General features: G+C 65.8%; 12 protein-coding genes. 1 reads left to right on the top strand and 11 read right to left on the bottom strand.

The features are described from left to right. Position 1: 1 nt before the first annotated feature. The 6 genes from H582_RS0123095 to H582_RS0123070 all read right to left on the bottom strand — a co-directional run bounded on the left by H582_RS0123095 (position 2) and on the right by H582_RS0123070 (position 8,296). Entirely contained in the window at positions 2 to 622 is a 621-nt protein-coding gene (locus H582_RS0123095; protein WP_028600427.1) for a Yip1 family protein, read from the bottom strand. 2 nt (positions 623 to 624) lie between these two features. Continuing rightward, entirely contained in the window at positions 625 to 2,115 is a 1,491-nt protein-coding gene (locus H582_RS29250; protein ID WP_052333581.1) for an NHL repeat-containing protein, read from the bottom strand. Between the two features lie 11 nt (positions 2,116 to 2,126). After that, positions 2,127 to 2,993, bottom strand: coding sequence for a carbohydrate ABC transporter permease (locus H582_RS0123085; RefSeq protein ID WP_028600426.1), 867 nt, complete (start codon positions 2,991 to 2,993; stop codon positions 2,127 to 2,129). Between the two features lie 4 nt (positions 2,994 to 2,997). Next, complete coding sequence (locus H582_RS0123080; RefSeq protein WP_043111862.1) at positions 2,998 to 3,903, bottom strand: carbohydrate ABC transporter permease; 906 nt, start codon at positions 3,901 to 3,903, stop codon at positions 2,998 to 3,000. A gap of 15 nt (positions 3,904 to 3,918) precedes the next feature. After that, a complete protein-coding gene (locus H582_RS29245; RefSeq protein WP_240479069.1) occupies positions 3,919 to 6,858 on the bottom strand; it encodes an extracellular solute-binding protein in 2,940 nt (979 codons plus the stop codon). Positions 6,859 to 6,922: 64 nt separating this feature from the next. After that, on the bottom strand, positions 6,923 to 8,296 hold the full coding sequence (locus H582_RS0123070) for an ABC transporter substrate-binding protein (RefSeq protein ID WP_028600424.1): 1,374 nt from the start codon (positions 8,294 to 8,296) through the stop codon (positions 6,923 to 6,925). Positions 8,297 to 8,656: 360 nt separating this feature from the next. Between H582_RS0123070 and H582_RS0123065 the strand changes: the two genes are divergently transcribed. Beyond that, positions 8,657 to 9,655: a LacI family DNA-binding transcriptional regulator gene (locus tag H582_RS0123065; protein ID WP_028600423.1), complete on the top strand. Its 999-nt coding sequence runs from the start codon at positions 8,657 to 8,659 to the stop codon at positions 9,653 to 9,655. Positions 9,656 to 9,823: 168 nt separating this feature from the next. Here H582_RS0123065 and H582_RS0123060 read toward each other — a convergent pair whose 3' ends face one another. The 5 genes from H582_RS0123060 to H582_RS0123040 form a co-directional block, all read right to left on the bottom strand. Next, entirely contained in the window at positions 9,824 to 11,404 is a 1,581-nt protein-coding gene (locus H582_RS0123060) for a response regulator transcription factor (RefSeq protein ID WP_028600422.1), read from the bottom strand. A gap of 80 nt (positions 11,405 to 11,484) precedes the next feature. Further along, positions 11,485 to 12,645, bottom strand: coding sequence for a family 8 glycosyl hydrolase (locus tag H582_RS0123055; RefSeq protein ID WP_028600421.1), 1,161 nt, complete (start codon positions 12,643 to 12,645; stop codon positions 11,485 to 11,487). A gap of 12 nt (positions 12,646 to 12,657) precedes the next feature. Beyond that, on the bottom strand, positions 12,658 to 13,626 hold the full coding sequence (locus H582_RS0123050) for a Nif3-like dinuclear metal center hexameric protein (protein ID WP_052333580.1): 969 nt from the start codon (positions 13,624 to 13,626) through the stop codon (positions 12,658 to 12,660). 153 nt (positions 13,627 to 13,779) lie between these two features. Next, positions 13,780 to 15,843 carry an alpha-glucuronidase family glycosyl hydrolase gene (locus H582_RS0123045; protein ID WP_028600419.1) on the bottom strand — a complete coding sequence of 688 codons (2,064 nt, stop codon included), beginning with the start codon at positions 15,841 to 15,843 and terminating at the stop codon, positions 13,780 to 13,782. Continuing rightward, the gene (locus tag H582_RS0123040) at positions 15,821 to 17,977 is read right to left on the bottom strand and encodes a glycoside hydrolase family 52 protein (protein ID WP_028600418.1); all 2,157 of its coding nucleotides are present in this window, start codon (positions 17,975 to 17,977) and stop codon (positions 15,821 to 15,823) included. Before H582_RS0123040 ends, H582_RS0123045 begins: the two co-directional genes overlap by 23 nt. Between the last annotated feature and the right edge of the window lie 96 nt (positions 17,978 to 18,073).

Raw genomic sequence — 18,073 nt, 5'->3', positions numbered from 1 at the left:
CTTAAGTGCGGAAAGACAATTCCCGATAGATGTTGACGACGAACTCGATCATCTGCTGCGCCATGCTCGCGACCAGCGTGCCGAGGAAAACGATGATGCCCATGACGGCGACCGTCAGCGCCATCGTCACGATCGTCTTGAGCGCCGTGTATTGATGCACGGTCATCGTGCCGACGAACAGCAGCGCCACGAACCATAGGGAGGCGACGGACAGCATCAGGTAATAGAAGGCCGTCTCCTCCATCACCATGAAGCGGCTGGCGACGGTCATCGGCAGGTAGATCAGCGCCATCGGCACGAGCGCGTAGCCCGTCGCCATGACGATCTCCTTGAATTTCCCTTCCCCGTCCAGAAGCGTCGTGATCGACCAGTTGGAGACGCACCAGAGGAAAAAGGGCACGACGATCGTCAGCAGCTGGACGATGCTGTTGAGCTGCCGGGGATCGTTGTAGTTGACCAGGAATCCGGCATACTGGCTCTGCACGATCGTGGAGACGACGACGAGGCCGAGCACGATCAGCGCGATCCGGACGCGGCCGCGGCCGTCATATTTGAGATCCCAATAGCCGTCGAACGGATGCACGATGAGATGCAGCGGAAAAGACAGGTCGCTTCGCTTCATGCTCAGCCCTCCTTCGCTTTCGATGAAGTCCATGGCGGCGGCGGTCCGGCGGACCGTCCGCCGCGCAGCAGCCTGCGCCCGGCCAGCCGCCAGAGCGCGTACGCGGCGACGGCGGCGAGCAGAATCGTCAGCGCCGTGCCGAAGTGCTCCTTCATCACCTCGCGCCGATATCGCTTGAAGGCGACCGAGTAGGAGTCGCGGTCCATGCCGAGCTCGAAGTACGTCATCGCTTCCTTGTTCTTGCGCTCCATCAGCAGCGACTTGCCGATGCCGATGTAGGCGAGGTCGAAGTTGGCGTTCAGCTTCAGCACTTCCTTCCAGGCGGGAACCGCCTGCCGCTCGTCGCCGGTGTAGTGCAGCCCGGCCGCCTTGTTGACGGCGCTGCCGTACCTCGTCGGGGCATACACCTCGATGCTCGCCCGGCCGCGGTCCAGCACGAGCTGCCGGTCGCCGAGCTGCTCGATCGCCGCCGGCGTCTTGACCGTGCCGCGCTGGCTGCCCTTGCCGCCGTAGATGTAGAGCAGATTGCCTTCATGGTCGTAGGTGAACACCTTGCCCTGGCTGGAGTCCAGCACGCTGTAGAGGCCGCTCTCGCGCACGTTCACGTCGATCATCCGCGACGGCCCCACCGCCGAGCGGTACCGGATATCCCCGGCTACGTCGAAGTAGCCGAAGCGCTTGAGCACGTCGTCCCCGGACGGGTTGAGCCGCTTGATCGGCTCGCGCGAGCCGGGGTCGATGTTCGTCGCGAACAGGAAGCCTTTGCCGTCCATGTCGAGATTGGAAAATTCCGTCGGGACGAACAGCACCATCTGGGCTTTCTGCGCCTTGGTCGAGAGCATCCTCCAGAAATATTCCGCATAGTCCGGAGACACCTTGTTCGTGCCGACATAGCCGATGAACGCTCCGCTGCCGTCGAACTGCATGATGCCCTCGAAAATGCCCTTGGCGACGACATAGACGCGCCCGGCCTTGTCGACGGCCACCTTCAGCGGCGTGAAGGCGAATCCGTCGGGCAGGATGTCGGAGCTCGGCTTCTCGATCGTCCGGATGAAGGCTCCGTCGGCGCCGAGCACCACGATCCGGGAATGGCCGGAATCCGCGACATAGAGCTGCTCGGCCTCGTCCACGTACAGGCCCGTCGGATTGCTGAAGCCGTCCGGCTGTCCGTCCCGCTCGAAGCGGTCGATGACGGACTTCACCCGCCAGTCCCCGTCCACGACGACGATCCGGGCATTGCCGCTGTCGACGATGTAGAGCAGGCCGCGGGCGGATACGGCGATGTCGCTCGGCTCGACGAAATCGCCGACGCCGAGGTCGGCGCCGCTCACGCTCTTCTCCGGCAAGTAGGCGGCCGGAGCCGGCACCGCGTCGCTCCAGGAGTCGTAATTGTAGCTCTCGTACGGCGCCGACTCGGCGAAGGCCGGGCCGGGAAGGCCGAGCGCCAGCAGCGCCGCCGCCGACAGCGAGAGCAGGCACGCATGGAGTTTCATGGACTTCCCTCCTAATCCTTCATTCCCGAGGTGGCCATCGTCTCGATGATCCGGCTCTGGGAGAAGATGAACATCGTGATCGGCACGCTCATGAGGATGAGCGCGACCGCGGCCGCCGCTCCGGCGCGCGCGATGCCGCCGGCGACGATCTGGCCCGCCGCGAAATGCAGCGACTTGAGCTGCTCGCTGTAGATGAAGCCGTTGCCGTCCGTCCCCCACAAAATCTGGAACTGGAGGATGACGAGCGTCAGCCAGGCCGGCTTGACGTTCGGCATGACGATCGTCCAGAAGATGCGGTATTCGCTCGCGCCGTCGATCTTGGCGGCCTCCAGCAGCGAATCCGGGATCTGCTCCATGAACTGCTTCATCAGGTACAGGCCGAGCGAGTAGGCGAACGCCGGCACGATGACGGCCCAGTACGTGTCGATCAGGCCCAGCCACGACAGGATCATGTAGTTGGGGATGGCCGTTACGGCAGGCGTGAACATCAGGGACAGGACGACGATGCCGAACATCGCCTTCTTGCCGGGAAACTTATGCTTGGCGAGCGGGTACGCCGCCGCCGAGGCGAGCACGACATGGCCGAGGATGCCCGCGCCGGTGATGAAGACGGTGTTGAAGATGTAGCGCGAGAACGGCACCCACGAGTTGCCCATCAGGGCGAACAGGTCGACGAAATTGTTGAGCGTCGGATTGCGGACGAACAGCGTCGGCGGGAACAGGAAAATCTCGTCCAGCGGCTTGAAGGCGTTGTTGACGGCATAGACGAGCGGCAGGATCATGAAGCAGCCGAACAGCACGAGCAGCGCGAACAGCGAGATCGTGCCTCCGAGCGAGCGGTTCACCCGCTTGCGGCGAAGCGGCAACGAGAAGTTCACGGCCTCACTCACCTACCTTGCGCAGCAGTTTTTGGACGAGCAGGTTGGCTCCCACCATGATCAGGAACAGCACGGTCGCGATGGAGGACGCATAGCCCATCTCGTATCTCGTCGTGCCGAAGTCCATCAGATGCGTGACGATCGTCGCGGCCGCGTTGTTGACGCTCGGGAAGCCGGCCAGCGCGATCGAGACGTCCGCCACGGCGAACGCCGTCGTGATCTGGATGACCGCTCCGAACATCAGCTGCGGCCGCATCGACGGCAGCGTGATGAACCACAGCTCCTGCCAGCGGTTGCGGATGCCGTCGACCGCCCCGGCCTCGTACAGCGTGCGGTCGACGGTCTGGAGGCCGGCGATGAACGCGAGGAAGCCGGTGCCGAGGCTCAGCCACAGCTGCACGAGGATGATGATCGGCAGGATGTAGGCTTCCGTCTTGAGCCATTGGATCGGCTCCAGCAGGATGCCGAGCTTCATGAGCATCCCGTTCATGATGCCGTAGCGGTCCCCGGAGAAGATCATCAGCCAGATGAAGAAGACGTTGCCGGATATCGACGGAGCGTAGAAGACGAGCGTCATGAACGCCCGCAGCTTCGGCGACAGCTCGTTGATGATCCAGGCGAATACGAAGCAGGCCATGTAGCTGACCGGGCCCGTGATGACGGCGAACAGCAGCGTGTTTTTCATCGCGATCAGGAAGACGTCGTCCTCAAGGAAGAGGCGCGTATAGTTCTGCCAGCCGATGAACTTGGGAAATTCCAGCATGTTGAAATAGGTGAAGCTGAGTACGATGGATATGAGCACCGGAAGCACGGTGAACACCGAAAAGAGGATCATGTACGGAGCCAGCATCGCATAGGACTGCCGGCTCGTCTTGACTTCCTTCCATTTCATGCTCCACCAGGTCTGCATGATCGCTTCCCTCCTCTAGCGAGGCAATCCGAATTCGCTGCGCTTCGTCCGGATCTCGTCTTGAATGTATTGGACGTAGTCCATGATCGATTCCCGCGCTTCCACGCCGCCGTTCACGGTCTTGTAGAAGGCGTTGAACAGATGGCGTCCGGTGAAGTAGCCGCCCGGAACCTCGGGAACTCCCTTCACCCACTCGAACTGCCGCTTCAGGCTGGCGTAGTCCTCCGCCGGCCAGGGCAGGCTGTCGAGCGCGGCGATGTTGGCGGTCGGATAGCGGGCGGCGGCTCCCATCAGCCCTTCCATCTCGCGTCCGAACTTCGTCTGCGTCTGTTCGCTCGTCCACCACTTCATGAACGTCCACGCCGCGTCCTTGTCCTGCGCCTTGCTCAGCAGGACGACGCCGCTGCCGCCGCTCGGGACGGAGCGGTCGAGCGATCCGCCGGCTCCGGGCGTGCCGGGGATCGGGGCGAAGCCCCACATGCCGCGGATCTCGGGCGCGAAGACGGACAGCTGGTTGTAGGTCGTATAGTCGGCGATGCCGACGGGCATCTGTCCGGTGCGGAACCGGTTGGCGAAGTCGAATTCCTTCTCCAGCTTGTAGTCGGTGTAGAACTCCGTCCACGCCTTGAACGTCTCGATGCCGGTGCGCGAGTCCAGATCAGACTCCCGGCCGCCGTTCCGATAGAACTGGCCGCCGTTCTGATAGAGCAGCGCGGCGTACAGCGAGTTCGGCGGCACGTTCTCCCCCTGCACCGTCCCCTGGACGACGGGCGGCAGGCCGAACTGCATATGGTTCTTGCTCAGCACCGCCAGCATCTCCGAGACGTCCTCCCAGCTCTGCGGCACGCGGAGGCCAAGCTCCTGCAGCACGTCCTTGCGGTAGAAGAGCATGTTGAACGTCTGCGTCTCCGGCAAGGCGTACACCCCGTCGCCATAGCTGTAGGGCACCATCGCGCTCGGGCGGAACCGATCCCGCACGTCCTCGAAGTCGGGGAAGCGGGTCAGATCCTCGGCCGCGTTGCGCATGGCGAAATTGACGGGCAGGTCGTTGCCGATCTGCATCGCGACGTCCGGACCTTGGCCGGCCAGCGTCGCCGGCAGCAGCGTGCCCATGTTCACCAGCTTCAGGTTCACCCCGATGCCGGTCTCGGCCGTGAACGTCTCGTCGATCATCGCCTTGATCGTATTGGCCTGGTCGCGGCCGCTCCCGATCCATACCGTGACGCTGCGCTGCTCGTCGTCCTTCGATACGTTGCCGATCTGGTTGTAATCGGTGAAGAACGAGCTCAGGAACGTCAGCGCCTCATGCTTCAGCTTCGCGCCGAAGCCCATTCCTTTGCGGGGAAGCTCGGCGTCCGCGGAAGCGACGTACAGCTCGTCGATCTGCAGCGGCTGCTCGCGCGCCTTCTGCACCCAGGTGCCGAGGCCGCCGGTATTGGTCTTGTAGGCGGCCAGCCGCTTCGGAATCGTATCGGGCTCGTCGATCATCGACTCGAGCTGCTCCGCCATCGTGTCCAGCAGCGCCTCCTGGTCGCCCGAGCCTCCCGACAGCTCGACGATGCGGGCGGAGACGGCCTGCAGCCGGTCGCGCTCGGCCTGCAGCGACTCCATCAAGCCGGGAATCTTGCGGTCGACCTGATAGTCGCGGAACGGGTCCGGCGTATTGCCCGTGATCATCAGAATGCTGCGGTACGCCGCGTTGAGGTTGAACAGGCTGTCCTCGACCTCGCGGATGAGCGGAGCGAACTCGCCGAGCGAGGCGGTCAGCCTCAGCGTGCGCGTTCCCTTCTCCAGGTAGAACAGATACGGCTCCTCGCCGCCGAGCACGTCGATGCGGTAGCCGCTCTTGTAGCGGAACGCCACGTTCTCCATCTCGCGGAACGGCACGACGCCGTCGATGGTCAGCCTGCGGGTCGAGTAGATGCCGCGGACGAAGTTCTGCTTGGACTTGAAGGCGATCCGGTACAGGCCCGTTTCCGGGACGTCGATTTCCCATTCGAGCCATTGGTTCGGGATGCGCCAGTTGTAGCCGCCGATCGCGTTGATGCGGATCTTGGAGCTGCTGTACGGCGTGACCGCGGCGCTCGCCCGCTCGCTGACGGGATACAGCGTCGGGGACGACTTCGCGGATGCGGCCTCTCCCTGCACCGTGACCAGCCGGCCGGACGTCGCCGCCCGTCCCGAGCTCTCCTGCTCGGCGATCCACTCGGAGTAGGTCGGCGGGGACGGCAGCTGATGCAGCCTGAGCTGGCGGATCACCATCGGCTCGCGCGTCGACTCCAGCCGCAGCGTGTGCGTCCCGGCGGAAAAATAAAACTGGAACGGCTCGTTCTCGTAGCCGTCGGAGTCGGCGAACGCCGCCTCGCTCCACCTAGGCGCCTCGCCCTGGTTCGGCCTCAGGTCGTTGTCCTGGTTGTCCCGCTGCACCTGATCCTGCACGTTGTCCCAGATCCGGTCGAACTGCAGGAAGCCCGCCTCCCGGAACGGACGCTCCCCGTCGATGGACAAGGCGCGCTCGATCGCCGAGCTTTTGCCCTCGATCGGGTAGTAGAGCAGGCTGATGTGGTACAAGCCTTCCTCCTTGACGTCGAAGGTCCATTCAGCCGCGCCGGACTCGCCGGTCAGCAGCGAGACGCCGTCCATCCCCTCGTAGTCCTGCAGCTGGCGAAAGCCCTCTCCCTCCCAGCGGCTCGCCTGGGCGGCCTGCAGGACGATCTCTTCGCCCGGCGCCTTGGCCTCCTCGTGCTCCGCCAAATAAGCCGCGTAATGACGCTCGCGCATCGCGGCCGTGCCGTGCTCCGCGGACGGCTCGGCCGCGGCGCTCGTGGCGTCAGGCGGCTGCGCCTGCTCCGCCCGGACAGGGGGCAGGCCGAGCGGCAGCAGCAGCGCCAGGCTCAGCGCCGCCGCGGCCAAGCGGACCGGGGCGTTCTTTTTTCGACGATGGCTGATGTTCACCCGAATCCTCCCTTCACGAAAAAAGGGGAGCGCAAGCTCCCCCGTTGCTGGCCGTTCGATGCGGTCAATTGCCGAGCTTGCCGATGGAAGCCTCGGCCTCCGGCTTGTATTTCTGCGCCGAAGCGGTCACCGATTGGCTGTTCACCAGGATGTCCGTCAGGAACTTGCCGGTCGGGTAGTCCGGATACGCGTCCTCGAGCACGATCTGCCCCTTGCCGTTGATGTTGTCCTTCATCATCATGATGTCTTCCTCATGGTTGTACTGGCCTTCCAGCCATTCCTGCCCCGGGAAGTCCTCGGTCTGGGCGATGTCGAACGTCTCTTCGTAGATCTTGTAGACGAGCTGGGGATCCTTGACCCCTTTCGGAATGAACTTGGCCGCGCTGCCGCTGTCCGCGAAGGTGAACTTGTCGCTGCCGTGAGGGCCGACCGGGAACGGCACGACGCCGAAGTCGAACGGCAGCTCGCTGCTCACCGCCCAGATCGGCGCCGGGAACATCGCGACGTCGCCGTCCTTGAACGTGTTGAACTCCTCGTAGTTCATCCGGTCGCCCGTCTTGTTCTTGACGACGTTCTCGACGTTGTAGAGCTTGTTGACGAATTCGACGGCCTCGATCGTGTTCGGATTCGTGAAGCCCTCCGCTTTGTTCTCGGGGTCGACGAAGGCCCCGCCGTTGGCGGCGACGAAGTTGCGGGCGATGTCGATCGACCAGCCCGAGAAGCCGTACGTGTCGGTCTTGCCGTCGTTGTCCGTGTCCTTGGTCGCCTGCTTGGCGATCTCCAGGAATTTGTCCCAGTTCCACTGTCCGCTGGCGTACAGCTCCTGCAGGTCCGGCAGGCCCAGCTTCTTGAACAGGTCGCGGTTGTAGTGGATGCCGGAGCCGGCCATGCCCGGATTGTCGAAGCCGTACTCCTGTCCGGCGATCGCCGGCGTCCGCACCATCAGCTTCTTTTCCTGGTTGATGTCGTCCTCGGGAGAGGTGAACTCGTCGACCTTCAGCAGCTGGCCCTTGAGCGCCGCCGGCAGCGCCGACTTGTATTCCATCTGCATGATGTCGGCGAACGGCTCGCCGGTCAGCACCGTCGCCGTGAACTTCGGCATGTACTCCTCGAACGGAACGTTGACGAACTCGATCTTGACGTTGTATTTCTTCTCGACTTCCGCGATCTTCGCCAGCCGCTCCTTCTCCGAGGCCGTGTTGCCGGCCGGCTTGAGATCCCACCAGGCGGCGAACTTGAGGACGCGTCCGCCCAGGTCAGGCGGAGCCGCCTCCGGCGCCGCCGTCTCGGCCGGAGCCGCGCTGGCGGCCGGCTCGCTGCCCGGCGTCGCGGCCGCTCCGTTCGTCGCCGCTCCGCCTCCGTTGTTGCCGCTGCATGCGGACAGCAGCAGCGTGAGGCTCATCCCCAGCACCAGGCCCATCTTCGGTCTTCTCTTCATCCCGAACCCTCCCAAAATGATTGATGAATGCGCGCCATCCTTTTTGAAGCGCTTGCAAACCTCGTGGAACAAAAACGCCTTTCCGGCCCTTTTGTTATCATCCCCTTAGGTTTTGTTATTTTTATTTTCATAACGGATCATAATTCTTAAATTTGGAAAGGTCAAGATAAATTTTGAAAACGCTTTATATGGGTCTGGCATCCAAGTTTAGAACCGTCGGAACCCCTTTAAGGCAGGAAGCTTTTAGGTTGCGCGAACGCCCTGGCAATGGTATGTTGTTAACATAACAAAATGTTATTTAATCTCGTTTTTATTAGGAGACGGGAGAAGCAGAAGCTGGATAAGGATGAGGATGATACGATGCGGGGCAAAGTGACCATTCAAGAAATCGCAGATCAGACCGGCCTATCGAAATATGCCGTATCGCGGGCGTTGTCGGGCAAGCCGGGCGTCAGCACGCAGACGAGGGAAATGATCTTGAAGACAGCGGGAACGATGGGATATTTCAAGGAGCCGGTCGCCGTTTTCAACGAGCTGGTCGACCTCGACGTGCGGACCTGGTCCGGAACGATCCTGGTGCTGTTCCCCAACGTCCGCCACCAGAACCGCGAATCCTCCTACTGGGGGCCGATCTTCGAAGGCATCTCCGCGAGCCTGAGCAAGAAAAAAATCAATATCCTGACGCTGACGGAGCCGCAGGACGAGTCCATGTTCTCCTTGCTCAACCCGGAAGGAATCATGGGCATCCTGACGATCGGCAACGTCTCGACATCGACGCTGTTCGACATCCGCAAGCTGAACATTCCGATCGTCATGGTCGATCATCTCGATCCGAGCTTCAACTGCGACACGGTGTTCACCGACAACTTCGCCGGCATGCGGGAGATGATGAACGCGATGATCCATCGCGGGTACCGGAAGTTCCAGTTCATCGGCAACATCAAGGATGCCCACAGCTATCGGGAGCGCTGGCTGGAATTCAACGCCTCCCTGGCCGAAAGCGGCATTCCGCAGGAGCAGCTGCCCGCCCTGCTCGACCACCGGCTGGATGAGTTCTACGCGACGCTCGAGGAGACGTTCGCCTCGCGCGAGCTGCCGGAAGTGTTCGTATGCGCCAACGATTTCTACGTCAACTACACGATCGAGTCGTTCGAGCGGATCGGGATTCCGATCGACGGCAAGGTCGTCTTTACTGGATTCGACCATGTCAACCCTCCTCCGTCCTGCAAGGCGACCATCAGCGTGAACGAGGAGCTGCTGGGCAAGCGGGCGGTCGACCAGCTGCTGTGGCGGATTCTGAATCCGAGCTCCAGCTATGAACGGAAGCTGCTGCGGGGAGATCTGGTGCTGAAGGACTGACCGGCAGCTGCCGCCGCAGAGCTCCCCAAGCCGAGGAAAGCCAAACAAGGACCGGCCGCCTGTTCGTTCCAGGCTTCCGGTCCTTGCTCTGTCTTCTTTCTTCCGCCCCTCAGGGGCTATCCTGGCCCGATTATTTCCGGCTTTGTCCTTTTGCGTTGACGCGATCCTTCACCCCGTCTTCAGCTCGTTGCGGTAGGCGGTCGGAGACTTGCCCTCGACCTTTTCGAACTTGCAGATGAAGTAGTCCGGATTGTCGAAGCCGACGCAGCGGGCGATCTCGTACACCCGCTTCTCCGTCTGCCGCAGCAGCAGCTTCGCCTGCTGGATGCGCAGCTGGAGCAGATAGTCGTTGAAGTAGACGCCGTAGCTCTTCTTGAACAGCTGGCCGAGATAGACCGGGTTCAGGTAAAAGCGGGCGGCGATGCTCTTCAGGCTGATCTCCTCGTGGAACCGGCTGTCGATGTACTGCTTGATGCGGGCGATGTCTCCCTTGGCGCCGCTGCTGCGCAGCCGGCTGGTCAGCTCCCGGCTCTCCTCGACGAACGCGGCGAACCGCTCCCGCAAGCCGTCCGGCGACAGCGGCCGGTCGCGCCAGGCGAGCAGCGGCTCGAGCGAGCGCAGCTCTTTCTCGTCGCCGCCGAGCGAGCGGATGGCGGCGATGGCGCCGAAGGCGAAGCGGCTGATCGCGTGATGGACCGCATCGGGCGCGAAGCGCTGCTCCCGGAAGCGCTCGAAGATGCGCCGCACCGCCTCCTGCCGAAGCAGCGGGTCGCCGTCCTCGAGCCGCTCGTTCAGCGCGGCATGCTCGCTCGGATCGAACTCCATCCGCCGCAGCTCCTCGCCGCGCAGCGCGCTGCGGCACAGCGCGCGCCGCTCCGGATAGGCGAACCGGTACTGCATCGCCTCCATCGCCTCCTGGCGGGAGACGCGAAGACCGGCCGAAGACGCGGCCTGGCCGCCCGCATAGACGGTGAACGGCCGCCCGAGCCGGCTGCCGAGCCGGGCGGCCAGCCGCTCGGCCAGCCCTTCGAGCGTCGTGCCGGCATCGGCCGGAGCGAGATGCACGGCGAGGCCGTACAGCCCCGGCCGCGGCCGGTCGACGCAGCTCGCATCATGCTTCAGGCCGAGCGAGGCCGCTGCCGCGGAAATGGCCGCGCCGAGGCTGTCCTCCGCCTCGGCGTCCTCCTCAGCCGGCTCGGCGCTCATGGCCGGGCAGTGCGCCTCGACGAGCAGATAGCCGCAGGCAGCGGACTGCGGCACGCCGAGCAGGCGGGCGTACTCCGCTCCCGCCTCCGCCGGCGCGTCGCCGCGCAGCAGCTTGTCGAGCGCGGCGCGGACCGGCGGGACGGCCGCGCCGGGATCGCGGGATTCCTTTTCGATCTGTCCGGCCAGCTCCCGCAGCGCTCCCGTCACCTCGCCGTCGTCGACCGGCTTCAGGATGAAGTCGCGGACGCCGAACTTGATCGCCTGCTGGGCGTAGGCGAAGTCGCCGTAGCCGCTGACGATGATGAACTTGACGCTGTCGTTGCCCTGCTCGCGCACCGAGCGGATCAGCTCCAGCCCGCTCACCTCCGGCATGCGGATGTCGGTGATGACCAGATCCGGCGACAGCTCGCCGATCAGGCGCAGCGCCTCCTCGCCGTCCTCCGCCTCCCCGCATACCTCGAAGCCGCAGTCCTCCCAGTCGATCATCGTCCTCAGTCCTTGCCGCGCATACCCCTCGTCGTCGACCAGCATGACCTTGTGCATGGCAATACCTCCTCCGTAGGAATGGGATCCGCCCGGCGGCCTCCCGCTCGAGCTCGGCCGGCGCCTGCCGGCGCGGCCGCTTATGCGCGCTCCGGCATCCAGATTCGGTAGCGCCCGCTCAGCGCCAGCATGGCGAACAGGTACAGGCAGTTGTCGTAGTAGCGGCGCTCCCCGGTGCGCACCGGCGTCTCCCAGAAGCGGCGCGCCGTCTCCAGCGCCAGCTCTCCTTCCGCGGCCAGCGAGGCGGCGGCGTTGGTCGCGAGCAGGCCGACCGGATGAAGCGATTTTTCCTCGAGCGGCGTGCCGTCGATCTGATAGCGCCGGTAGTCTTCCGGCTCCTTGTCCGCGAAGAACGACTGGATGCGGCCGGCGATCGCCGGCTGCTCCGGATCGGCGCGGAACCATTCCCAGTCGAGGCCGATGTTGGCCGCGACGCGGTAGGCGTCGCTGAAAAACTTGCCGTAGCCGCGCTCGTCGTTGGGCGTGCCGTCGTAATGGGCGTATTCCGGCGCCAGCCCCGTCTCGGGATGGCAGGAGAGGCAGATGTACGCCCGGCTCGCCGCTGCGGCCTCCTGCCAGAACGGCCGGTCGGACGGGTCGGCCCACAGCGCGAACAGCTCGTAGAAATGCGGCAGGTGGTAGGACGGGTCGCTGAACTCGCAGTTCGGAACGAACTTGATCAGCTTGTTGTCCGGGTTCCACATCGGGTCGCCGACGCCGTCCTCGCCTTTGTGGATGCAGACGCTCAGCAGCTCCCGCGCCTTGACGCCGTAGTCGAGCGGATGCTCGCCGTCGCCCCAGCGATGCGAGGCGAACAGCAGCGCGAGCGCATAGTACTCCTCGCCGTCGGGAGCGGGGCCGTTCGAGTTGCGCGTGCCGTCCGGCAGGCAGGACCAGGCGAAGTAGCCGGCTCCCGGTCCTTCTTTCATATGCATGTACTGCCAGCTCCAGCGCCAGATGCGGTCGAACACATCCTTATGGCCGAGCTGCACGGCCATCATCATGCCGTACGACATGCCCTCGGTGCGCACGTCGAGATTGCCCGTATCGAGCAGGTAGCCCATCCCGTCGTCCGTCTCGTAGTAGATGCGCGTCTCGTCGCCGTCCTCGAACAGCTCTCGCCACGTCTGCGCAAGCCGCGCGGCGATCTCTTCCTCTCCGTAGCCCGCCTCGCGGAATACGCTGCGGTACGTTCCGGTGTGGAACGCTCCAGCCTTCGTGCCCGTGCCCGCTTCCGTCATGCCGATTCCCCCTCAGATGATCTGGATTCCGTCCCGCTCGTTCAAAAAAAGGACCGGCACGCCCGGCAGCAGCCTGCCGATCCGCTCCGCCGCCAGCTCCATGCCCGGCTGCTCGCTCGCGGCGTGCCCGACGTACAGCAGCGCAATCCGGCGCCCGAGCCGGACCGCGTCCCGCACGTACTCCGGCGCCTCCCACTCCGGGCCTTCGCCCGCGAGCAGCAGCTCCGCTCCATGCTCCTCGTACAGCCGTGCGGCCAGCTCGCCGCCGCCGCGATAGCCGACCGTGACCGCAACCGTCCGGCACGGATGCGCCAGGTCGCCCGCCGCGCGCACGCCGCTTGCGCCGAGCCGGCGCTTGGCAAGCTCCGCCGCCGCGGCCGCGCTCAGCGGCTCCGGCAGCCGGATGATCGTCGCCTCCGGCAGCGTCCGGATGACGGCGTCCTCCCAGCCGAGCCGGCGTACGAGCCCTGCCGTGATGACGTCCGGCCGCAGCCGGTGCGGACCGTCATGCCAGCGGCAGACGGCGATGCCGCTCGCCTCGATCCGGCGGCGCTTCGCCTGCGCGGCCGCGCTGCCCGCCGTCCATGCGGCATCCGCTTGGTGGCTGAAGTAGAGGCCTTCATGCGCGACGAGCAGGTTCGCTCCGGCGTCCCGGGCCCGTTCCAGCGCGTCCAGCGACGCGGCGAACGACACGGCGATGCCGGTCAGCGTCCGCTGCGGATCGCCGGCCAGCAGGCCGTCCGCGCCGGCTGACAGAGGCGCGCTGCCGGCTCCGGCGGCCGAGCCGCCGGCGGCTGATGCAAGCAGGGCGGCGGCTTCTGGCAAGCCGGGGGCCGATGCAAGTGAGGCGGCGGCTTCTGGCTGGCCGGGGGCCGATGCAAGTGAGGCGGCGGCATGCGGGCCGTCCGAGCCGTCGACGCCGGCCGCTTCCGGCTCTGGATGCAGCAGTCGCCATACGGCCTCGCCAATCGTCCATTTCACAGGCAGCCCTCCTCCTCTTTGTAGGCCAAGGGAAGTTCTTCCCTTGTTTCACTCGATCCGCCTGTCACGGCCCCGAGCAAGGGAAGTTCTTCCCTTGCGCCGCGCCATCCGCGCGATCGTCGCTGGCACCGTCGCCCGAGCACGCCTATCCAGTCAGTAGATCCTGCGGCCCCGTTCGTCCGGAATGCCGCTCTTGCGCCAGAAGTAGGTGTTGAGTACGTCGCGCCACTCGCGCGCATGCTCCGCCTGGTGGCGGAACCGCTCCAGCGTCTCGCTGTACGCCGGCTCCGGCACATGGCCGCGCAGCGACTCCCAATCAGCCAGCAGCCCCTGCGCGCGCTCCGCTCCCTCGAAGCGGGAGTCGTAGATATGCTGGATGACCGTCTTGCCCGAGCGCAGCCGATGCGTGTACGGCACATGGTGGAAAAACAGCAGCAGCTCGTCGGGCGTCGTCTCCGGCGACTCGTACAACCCGGCGACCGGCTCGGCGTACTGCGCCGCATAGCCGGTGCCGCTCGCCGAGCTGCGGTCGACGCCGATGCCGTCGCGGTCGGCGAAGTGGTACGTGCCCCACATCGAATACTCGTAGCCGTCGACGTCCGGGCCGTAATGATGGTTCGGCTTGACCATCCAGCCGACGCCGAGCGGAGCCGTGTACGACTCGTAAATGCTCCAGGACCGCGCCAGCATGCCGCAGACGACGTCGGCCGCCTGCGGGCGGTCGCCGAGCGTCAGCTCCGCCCACTCGCGCGCGATCTGCTCCGCGGACAGCTCCGGCTGCCAGGCGAGGCGCCCGAAGCCGTACAGGTTCGCCTGCGCGAGCAGATGCCCGGTCCAGTTGGCGTCGTCCCCGATGTTGGAGACGGCGGCGAGGCCTCCCGCCGGACGGCCGTGCAGCTCGCCGCTCGCGATCCGCTTCACGGTCGAGCCCTCGCCCTTCAGCCGGGTGTCGAAGTCGAGCGCTTCCTTCCACTGCGGCACGAGGTAGCACAGATGGCGCTGCTGGCCCGTGTACTCCTGCGCGATCTGGAATTCCACCAGCAGGTTCGTGCGCGGCACCGCCCCGATGAGCGGCGACACCGGCTCGCGGACCTGGAAGTCCATCGGGCCGTTCTTCACCTGCAGGAACACGTTGTCCTTGAAACGGCCGTCCAGCGGCTTGAAATGGTCGTACGCCGCGCGCGCCCGATCGGTGCCGCGATCGCGCCAGTCCTGGCGGCAGTCGTAGACGAAGCAGCGCCAGATGATACGGCCGCCATGCGGCGCGAGCGCGTCCGCCAGCATGTTGGCGCCGTCCGCATGGTCGCGGCCGTAGGTGAACGGACCCGGCCGGAACTCGGAGTCGGCCTTGACGAGAAAGCCGCCGAAGTCCGGGATGTGCCGGTAGATGCGGTCCGCCGCCTCGCGCCACCAGCTCCGCACGCCCTCGTCGAGCGGATCGGCCGTGTCCAGGCCGCCGCCCTCGACCGGCGCGGCATAGTTGACGCTCAAGTACAGGGAGATGCCCCAGCCGCGCAGGATGCCGGCCACGGCCGCGACGCTCGGCAGATCCTCCTCGCCGATGAAGCGCGTCTCGCGGGCATGCACGTTGACGTTGTTGATCGAGAGCCCGTTGATTCCGGCCGAGGCGAGCAGGCGGGCGTAGTCGCGGATGCGCGTGCGGTCCGGCACGAACTCCCCGTCCAGGTAAAAGATCGAGCGGCCTGCATAGCCGCGCTCGACGCTGCCGTCGGCGTTGTCCCACTGGTTGACCATGCGCAGCGCGTTGGCCGGCCGCTCGGCGACGTCGAGCCCGGCGAGCGGCGCGCCGGAGCGCAGCAGGCGGCGCAGGTGGAACGCGCCGTACAGCACGCCGGCCGGGCCGGAGCCGGCGACGACGAGCAGGCCGCCGCGCTCGACGAGCCGGTAGCTCTCGCCTGCCGGATCATCCGGCAGGCCGTCCGCGGCATCGGCCGCCTCGGCGCAGCCCGCCGGCGTGCCGAGCACGATGCCGCGTCCGTCCTCGGGCGGCAGGCCCGGCTGCGGCTCCCGGCCGGTCAGGCCGATCGCCGCGGCGCGCAGCTCCGCCAGCGCGGCGGCGATCGGCGCCGCCGGCTCGGGGGCGTGGAGGAATTCCATCCACGCCCGAGCCTGCCGCCGGGCGTCGCCGCTCGCCGGCGGCGCTCCAAGCCAGGCGTCGTAGCCGCTGCCCGGCTCAGCCTGCGCGGCTTGCCGCATCGCGCTCGCCTCCTTCCGCCGCGAGCGCGCGGCTGCCGCTCTCGCGCAGCCACAGGATCGCGGTCACGCCGCGCGGATAATATTTGCTGCCGATGATCTCGCCGGCGAGAATCTGGTCGCTCCACGCCCAGTACGACAGCTCCGGATGCTTGAGCCAGGCGGCGTGGGCCGCGTCGGCCGCCGCCCCCTGCTCCTCCCACGGGAGGCCGAGAATCTCGCGGGCGATGAACTGGCAGAGGTAGATCTTGCTCAGCCAGGAGTTGTCGCTCGTCGATGACAGCTTCCAGCCGCCGTCCGGGAACAGGCAGGTCCCTTCCTGCAGCACCGTCGCCAGATGCGTCCGAAGCGCCGCCAGGTAGACGGAGAAGCGTCCGTTCGGATCGAGCGCGTCCCGCGCTCCCGTGAAGTACGGGAACACCAATCCCTCGATCGCCGGGATGATGCGCGAATCGTTGTTCTCGCCGATGACGGCGGGGATGTAGCCGCGATCGTTCAGCTGCGCCGCGATCGTCGCCGCCGCGCGATCCGCCTGGGCGCCCGCCTCGGCCGCGAGGCCGGCGAGCCCTTCGGCGGCGAGGCGCTTCTCGAGCGCGACGTACACCGCCCAGCATTTGCCCGCCATATAGATGTTGTTGCGCGACTGGCCGAGCGACACGTCGAGGCTGTCGTAGGTCGTAATCTCCGCTCCGCCGTCGGTGCGCGAGCTGTCGAGGCCCATCAGCCCGTTCCGCAGCGACGGGTCCGGATGGTCGCGGCGCAGCATGCTTTCGAGCCCGTCCTGCAGCACCGGCAGCGCGCGCTCCAGGAACTCGCGGTCGCCTGTCTGCTCCAGGTAGACGAGGGCGCAGCAGAGCCAGTTGACGAGCTCCTCGTGGCTCATGTAGGAGAAGCAGCCGTCGATGCCCGCCAGCTCGTAGGCCGAGCGGCCCGGCGGCGAGAAGACGTTGGCGACGCCCATGTCATGGGTGAAGGCGATGCCGCCCGGATGCTCCTCGGCGTCGCCGGGGAAGCGCACCGTATCCCGGTAGCTGTAGCGCTTGACGAACCAGTCGAGCTCGTTGCGCACCGTCCACGGGTTCAGCTCCAGCTCGAAGAACAGCTGGTCCGCCGTCAGGTCGAGCGTGTTCATCATCCGGTACTCGCCCTCGTTGACGATCCACATCGGCTCGCCGTCCACGTCCAGCAGCTGCGTGCTGCCGTAGTAGCTGTGGATCGCGTGGTCCAGCATGAACCGCTGGTCGGCCGACAAGCCGTCCCCGCTCCAGCGCGCCTCGGCGGCGCGGCAGGAGGCGGCGAGCTCCTCGTAATGCTCCAGCGCATAAGCCGCGACGTCCTCGATGCGGCCGAACCAGCGCGTATACAAATAGGAAGCGTCCAGTCCCGACGTCGCGATGCCGCCGCGGTAGAAGCAGACCGCGAAGCGGAACGTGCGCCGCTCGCCCGCCGGCGTGTCGAGCAGCAGCGCGCCCGTGCCGCCGAGCCCGAACGTCAGATGCTGCTCGTGGCGCGCGGTCAGGATGCTCTCCATCGAGAAGCCGAAGCCGGTGCGCACGCCCGGAGCATGCGGCGCCGCGATGGCCGTGATGCGTCCCTGGCCGACGCCGGAGAAGCCGTCTCCCTCGACAGGGCGCATCGCGCTGTACGGATCGTTGCCCTCGTAGCCGAAAAACGCCCGGCGCGGGATGCGGCCCGCCGTATTGTCGACCGTCAGCTCCGCGAACACGGCCGGCACGAGCGCCGCCTTCAGCTCCTCCTCCGAGGCCGCCGCCGGGTCCGGCACCGGACGGACCGGCGACAGGATGCGGAACGTCAGATCGCCCGCCTCCCAGACGTCTTCCCCGGCGGACAGGCTGCGGCCGATCTCGGCGAAGGCGAACGGCTGCAGCAGGGACGGGCCGCCTGCGCCTTTCTTCTCGACGTCGTAGCGCGCGGCCTCGTCGCCGAGCGCGCCGTAGAACGGCAGCGCCTCATAACGCGAGCCGTCGCGCGACTGGAGGCCGATGTAGACGTTCTGGTCGGCCGGCCGGCCGAGCTCGAGGCCGAGTCCTCCTTTGGCGCCGGGATAGCCGAGCGTGAAGCTGGCGAAAGCTCCGATCGGAGCGTGATGAGCATTGTAGAACCGGTTGTCGGACAAGCGGGACAGCCCCTTCCTTGAAAGCGATTACGTTTATCCTAACACGGCATGGATAGGGCGGAAATGGTCAAATCCGGCGACTATTTACCCAAATCA

Source organism: Paenibacillus pasadenensis DSM 19293, from assembly GCF_000422485.1.
Taxonomy (GTDB): domain Bacteria; phylum Bacillota; class Bacilli; order Paenibacillales; family Paenibacillaceae; genus Paenibacillus_O; species Paenibacillus_O pasadenensis.
Note: the sequence above shows the minus strand (reverse complement) of the source record. Positions and strands in the feature narration are given on the sequence as shown.